Here is a 5,749-nt window from a genome sequence, read left to right as displayed (position 1 = left end):
GTGAAGGGACCCTTCACGGCCTCGAACCCGGCGTGCGGGGGAAAGGGAAAGGCCACCACCACGGGGGGCCGTGGTGGTGGCCTGGGGAGTCCCGCGGAGCGGGAAGGTCAGCCGCCGAGCTTGGAGTTGTAGTCGGCGATCTGCTTGTTCGCGGTGTCGGTCGCGGTGCCCAGCGCCTGCTTCGCGTCCTGCCCCTGCAGCACCGCCGCCTGCAGCGCGTTCTCCACGTCCTTGCGGATGTCCGGCATCACCCCGACCGAACACCCCTGCGTGGCGTAGGTCAGCTTGGTGCCCTGCAACTGCTTGATCGCGGTGGCGAACTGCGGCTTCTGGCCGACCCACTGCTGGTCCGCCGGATCGGTGAGGGCGGCCTTGCTGATCGGGAAGTAGCCGGTCGAGGTGTGCCACGCGACCTGCGTCTGCGCGCTCGCCAGGTAGCGCACCAGCTCCCACGCGGCCCGTTCCTTGGCGGTGTCGTCCTTGTGCATCACCCACAGCGAGGCGCCGCCGATGATCGGGCCTCCGGTGTCACCCGCGTTGACCTTCGGGTAGTAACCGGTGCTCACGGTGAACGGGTTCTTCGCCGCGGCGGCGCCCTTGACGAAACCGCCCAGCGAACCGGTCGACTCCAGTGCCATCGCGACGGTGCCGGAGTTGAACGCGTTGTCGCCGTTGTCGGTGTTGCTGTCCAGCTTCATGGCCAGGCCCTCGCCGACCATCTGCTGCCACCACTGCACCAGCTTCACCGTGGTGTCGTTGGCGAGGTTCACTTTGGACACCCGGCCGGTGCGGCCGTTGTCGGCGTCGCACAGGGCCTGGTCGGCGACGGCGTTCCACTGCTCGACGAACCAGCCGTAGAGCGTGGCGCCGAAACCGTACTGCACGGTCTCCCCCGGCGTCTCCTTGATCTTGCGGGCGGCCGCGGTGATCTCGTCCAGCGTCGCGGGCGGCTTGTCCGGGTCGAGGCCGGCCTTGGTGAACGCCTCGCGGTTGACGTACAGCAGCGGCATCGAAGTGTTGAACGGCATCGAGTACAGCTTCTTGTCGACGGTGTAGTACCCCGCGATGTTCGGCTGGATGTCCGACACGTCGTAGTGGTCGACGTCGATGAACGACTGCATCGGCACGACCGTCTTGGAGTCGATCATGTACCGGGTGCCGATGTCGTACATCTGCATCAGGTCGGGCCGCTGCTGCGCGGAGGCGTTCTTGTACGCCGCCAGCGCGGTGTCGTACTGGCCCTTGTAGTTCAGCGTGACCTTGATCCTGCCCTGGTTCTGCTGGTTGAACTGGTCCACCAGCCGCTGCAGCGTCTGCCCGTTGGTGCCGCTCATCGCGTGCCAGAAGGTGATGTCCACCTCGCCCTTGCCGTTGAGGGCGTCGGCGCCGGGCGCGGTGACGGTGTCCGACGAGCCGCCGCCGGAGTTCGCGGCCGTCGAACAGGCCGTCGCGGCGGTGGCCGCGGCCAGCACGAGCGCGAGCGCGCCGAGACCTCGGCGCAGGGAATTCCGCACTGTCGTTCCTTCCTTCCACAGTGGACGCTGCCGTCCGGGTTACTTCACGGCTCCCGCCATGAACCCGCGCACGAGCCACCGCTGCCCGAAGATCACCAGGAGCAGGGTGGGGATCAGGGTGATGGTGACCCCGGCGAGGACGAGTGCCTGCTGGGTACCGTTTCCGTTGGCCTTCAACGCGAAGACCGCGGTCTGCAGGGTGTTCATCGAGTTGTTCGACGAGGAGATGATCAGCGGCCAGAAGTACATGTTCCAGCCCTGCAGGAACGACCACACCGCCAGCGCGGTCAGCGAAGGCCGCACCGAGGGCAGCACGATGGTGCCCAGGAAACGCAGGTGCCCGCAGCCGTCGATCCGCGCGGCGTCGGCCAGCTCGGCCGGGAACTGCCGGAACGCCTGGCGCATCAGGAACACGCCGAACCCGTTGGCCAGAAACGGCAGCACCAGGCTCCACTGGCTGTTCTCCACGCCGAGGCTGCGGACGAACAGCGCGTTGGGCACCACGATGGCCTCGTACGGCACCATGATCGTGGCCAGGAACAGCCAGAACACCGGTTGCCGCAACGGCATCCGCACGAACACCAGCGCGTAGGCCGCCAGGCACGAGGTCACCAGGTGCGCGATCATGATGACCAGGCCGACGAACAGCGAGTTGAAGAACGCGGGCACCAGCGGCACCACGGTCTCCTGCCAGGCGGCGACGTAGTTGCCGAGGGTGTAGACGCCGTTGAACAGGCCGGGCGGCTGCCGGACCAGTTGCCCCTCGGGCAGGAACCCGCCCACGACGGTGAGCAGCACCGGGAACAGCAGCACGACCGCCGCGGGGATCAGCCACAGGTAGGTGAGCAGGCGCACCCGGCCGCTCGGCTGGTTGAGCGGCCTGCGCCGCCCGCGGGTGGCCGGGCCGGGCGTGCCCGCGCCCGCCTGGGGACGATCGACGACCTGGCTCACCGGTAGTGCACCCGCCTTTCCACCACACCGAACTGGATCGCCGCCAGCACGATCCCCATCAGCAGCAGCACCAGGCCCTGCGCGCTGGCCAGGCCGTAGTCGTTGTTCCCGTTTTCGAACGCGTGGTGGAAGATGGCGAAGACCAGCGTGCTCGTGCTCCCGTTCGGCCCGCCGTCGGTCATCACCTGCACCTGGCCCAGCGCCTGCAGCGCGGTGAGCGTGGTGGTGACCACCACGAAGAACACGCTCGGCGAGATCATCGGCAGCACCACGCTGACGAAGTTGCGCATCCCGGTGGCGCCGTCCAGGCGTGCCGCCTCCAGCACCTCGTCGTCCACTCCGGCCAGTCCCGCGCCGAGCACGAGCAGGTTGAACCCGGCCACCACCCACACGGTCGCCCAGGCCACGGTCAGCAGCGCCCACGGCGATTCGGTGGTCCAGCCGGGTACGGCGATCCCGGCCAGCCGGAGCAGCCGGTTCACCGGGGACATCGACGGGTCCAGCATCAGCAGCCACACCACGGCCGAGGCCGACGCCGAGTACGCGAACGGCAGGGTGAACAGGGTCCGCAGCAGCCGCATTCCGGGCAGGCGCTGGGCCAGTGGCACCGCCAGCGCCAGCGGCAGCACCAGTCCGACCACCACCACGAACACGGTGAACACGAGCGTGTGCAGGAGCACCTCGCCGAAGGCGGGGGTGAACAGTTCGGCGAAGTTCGCGGCGCCGACCGGGCGTGAGGGGTTGCCGTTGATGTCGGTGCCGCGGGTGGACAGGAAGACCGCCTGGAACAGCGGGAAGATCACGAAGGTGCCGAGGCCGGCCAGCGCGGGCACGCAGAACGCCACCCCCAGGGCGATCTCGCGGGCGGAATACCGCCGGCGGCGCTGCGCGCGACCCTCGGCGGGCAGGGCGAAGGACGTCACGGGGCCGGAGCCTGACGGTGATCGACAAACATCATCGGTATCGACCATGGCCGGAATCTTTCCATCGGATGGCAACCTGATGACATAACCGCAACCGAACAGCCGCGCACTCTCCGTCACCTCTCTGCCCGCCCCTTCTCCTCTGCCCCAGAACCATCAGTTAGCCGTGAAGGGTCCCTTCACAGCAGATTTGACCGTGAAGGGACCCTTCACGGCATCGGCTTGGAAAGCAGGTAGTTCTGTGTGAGAATGAAGTAGGTGAAGCTGGTGGAGAGGGCACGACCACGCGCAGTTCGCGAGCACCGGAACGCGGGCTGGTTCGCGGTGGCCACCGTGTGTTTCGGCGCGTTCATGGGGCAACTGGACGCGAGCATCGTGACGCTCACCTTCCCCGCGCTCCAGCACGAGTTCGGCGCGCCGCTGGCGGCCGTCCAATGGGTGTCGCTGGCCTATCTGCTCGCGCTGGTGGCGCTGCTCGCCCCCGCGGGCCGGGTGGCGGACGCCGCCGGGCGCAAGCTCATGTACGGCCACGGTTTCGGCGTCTTCACCATCGCCTCGGTGGCCTGCGGCCTGGCGCCCGGACTGGGCTGGCTGACCGGATTCCGCGCGCTCCAGGCCGTCGGGGCCGCGATGCTGCAGGCGAACAGCGTGGCGCTGGTCGTGGGCAGCGTGCCGAAGGAAAAGGCGCGGGCGGCACTGGGCGTGCAGGCGGCGGCGCAGGCGCTCGGCCTGGCCCTGGGGCCCGCGCTGGGCGGGTTGCTGGTGAGCACGCTCGGCTGGCGCTGGGTGTTCCTGGTGAACCTGCCGGTCGGGATCGCCGGCCTGGTCGCGGGCCGCTACCTGCTGCCCCGCACCCGGCAGCGGCATCCCCTCGGCCGGTTCGACGGCGCGGGACTCCTCCTGCTGGCACTGGCCTCGACGGCGTTCCTGCTGGCGCTCTCCGGGTTTTCCGGCCTGCGCCTGTCCCTCGCCGCCACCGGCGCGCTGGCGCTCGTCGCGGTGCTGGCCGCCGCCGTCTTCGCACGGCACGAGCGGCGGGTGGCCGATCCCCTGGTGGACCTGACCATGCTGCGGCCCGCCGCGGTGTCTCTTGGACTGCTCGGGGCCCTGTGCGGCTACCTGGTGCTTTTCGGGCCGCTGACGCTGTTTCCGCAGGTCCTAGGGACGCACGGGTTCGCGGGACTCGTGCTGACGGGGCTGCCCGCCGGGTTCGGACTGGCCGCCGTGTTCGCGGACCGCGCCCTCCCGGCGAGACTGAGCACGCACCACCGCACCATGCTCGGTGCCGTGCTCTGTGTGCTCTCCTGCTCCGCACTGGCCGTGGCGCCGCACTCCCCCGTGCTCGCCGGACCGCTACTGTTCGCCGTGGGGATCGGCCTCGGGGTGTTCATCCCGGCGAACAACTCGTCGATCATGGCGGCGATCCCGGCCCGCTCGTCGGCGACCGGAGGTGGTCTGGTGAACATGGCACGGGGCCTTGGCACCGCGTTCGGCGTGGCCCTGGTGACGCTGGCCCTGCACGGCGGAGGCGCCGAAGCCGGGCCCGCGGTGGCGCTGGCCGTGCTCGCGCTGGCCGGCGCGGTCGCGGGGGTCACCGGATTCGCGGGCGGCGGGCGCCGGAGCGAGGTCGCGTGACCGGCGCCGCGGACACCGAACTGGCCGACGTGGTCGCGCGGCTGCGCCGCGCGATGCGGCGGGCGGCCCGCGCCGCCGATCCGGGCAACCCGCTGTCGGTGGCCCAGCTGGAACTGCTGTCCTGCCTGGCGGAAAACCCGGGTGCGCAGCCCAGCCGGCTCGCGCGCGTGCTGAACCTCGCGCCGAACTCGGTCACCACCCTGGTCAACGGCCTGCGCACCCGCGGACTGGTGACCGGTACCAGCGGCGACGACCGCCGCACCGTGCACCTGAACCTGACCGCGACCGGCGAGGACGCGGTCCGGCGGTGGCAGTCGGCGAACGCCGGGATCCTGGGCGCGGCGCTCGCGGATCTGCATCCGGGTTGGCAGCACCTGCTCACCGCGGCCCTGCCCGCGCTCCGGGAGCTCATCGACGCCATCGACCGCCAGGCGACCCCTCCGGGGCAGGCGGGCTGACCAGTCCCGACTCGTAGGCGTACACCACGAGCTGGGCACGATCGCGGGCCCGCAGCTTCGTCATCGCGCGGCTGATGTGGGTCTTGGCGGTGGCGTGGCTGATCACCAGCCGCTCTGCGATGTCCTCATTGGACAGACCGCGGGCGGCCAGTGCCACCACCTCGCGCTCCCGGTTGGTCAGCACGGGCAGCGCGGAGGAAGAGACACCGTTCGGCGGCAGGGAAACGTACTCGCGGATCAGGCGTCGCGTGATCGCCGGGGACAGCAA

General features: G+C 70.0%; 6 protein-coding genes. 2 read left to right on the top strand and 4 right to left on the bottom strand.

Features of this window, described 5'->3' with window-relative positions; translation table 11 throughout:
• Positions 1-107 precede the first annotated feature (107 nt).
• From FNH05_RS30405 to FNH05_RS30395, 3 genes are read right to left on the bottom strand one after another with little or no spacing between them, the layout of a single operon-like run.
• Positions 108-1,514 carry an ABC transporter substrate-binding protein gene (locus tag FNH05_RS30405; RefSeq protein WP_144592292.1) on the bottom strand — a complete coding sequence of 469 codons (1,407 nt, stop codon included), beginning with the start codon at positions 1,512-1,514 and terminating at the stop codon, positions 108-110.
• 39 nt (positions 1,515-1,553) lie between these two features.
• Positions 1,554-2,465: a carbohydrate ABC transporter permease gene (locus FNH05_RS30400; RefSeq protein WP_246128025.1), complete on the bottom strand. Its 912-nt coding sequence runs from the start codon at positions 2,463-2,465 to the stop codon at positions 1,554-1,556.
• Complete coding sequence (locus FNH05_RS30395) at positions 2,462-3,388, bottom strand: carbohydrate ABC transporter permease (RefSeq protein WP_186382816.1); 927 nt, start codon at positions 3,386-3,388, stop codon at positions 2,462-2,464. Before FNH05_RS30395 ends, FNH05_RS30400 begins: the two co-directional genes overlap by 4 nt.
• A 258-nt stretch (positions 3,389-3,646) precedes the next feature.
• On the opposite strand from FNH05_RS30395, the gene FNH05_RS30390 reads away from it, so the two are divergent.
• Both FNH05_RS30390 and FNH05_RS30385 read left to right on the top strand, forming a co-directional pair.
• Positions 3,647-5,023 (top strand): MFS transporter, encoded by a 1,377-nt coding sequence (locus tag FNH05_RS30390; protein ID WP_144592290.1) that lies wholly within the window; start codon positions 3,647-3,649, stop codon positions 5,021-5,023.
• Positions 5,020-5,481, top strand: a complete 462-nt coding sequence (locus FNH05_RS30385) for a MarR family winged helix-turn-helix transcriptional regulator (RefSeq protein ID WP_246128024.1) — start codon at positions 5,020-5,022, stop codon at positions 5,479-5,481. The genes FNH05_RS30390 and FNH05_RS30385 overlap by 4 nt, the downstream gene beginning before the upstream one ends.
• On the opposite strand, the gene FNH05_RS30380 is transcribed toward FNH05_RS30385, so the two are convergent.
• A partial coding sequence (locus tag FNH05_RS30380) for a response regulator transcription factor (protein WP_144592289.1) occupies positions 5,432-5,749 on the bottom strand: 318 nt, incomplete at its 5' end. The two genes, FNH05_RS30385 and FNH05_RS30380, sit on opposite strands and share 50 nt — an antisense overlap.

Origin of the sequence: Amycolatopsis rhizosphaerae, assembly GCF_007713715.1 — a bacterium.
GTDB classification, from domain to species: domain Bacteria; phylum Actinomycetota; class Actinomycetes; order Mycobacteriales; family Pseudonocardiaceae; genus Amycolatopsis_E; species Amycolatopsis_E rhizosphaerae.
Note: the sequence above shows the minus strand (reverse complement) of the source record. Positions and strands in the feature narration are given on the sequence as shown.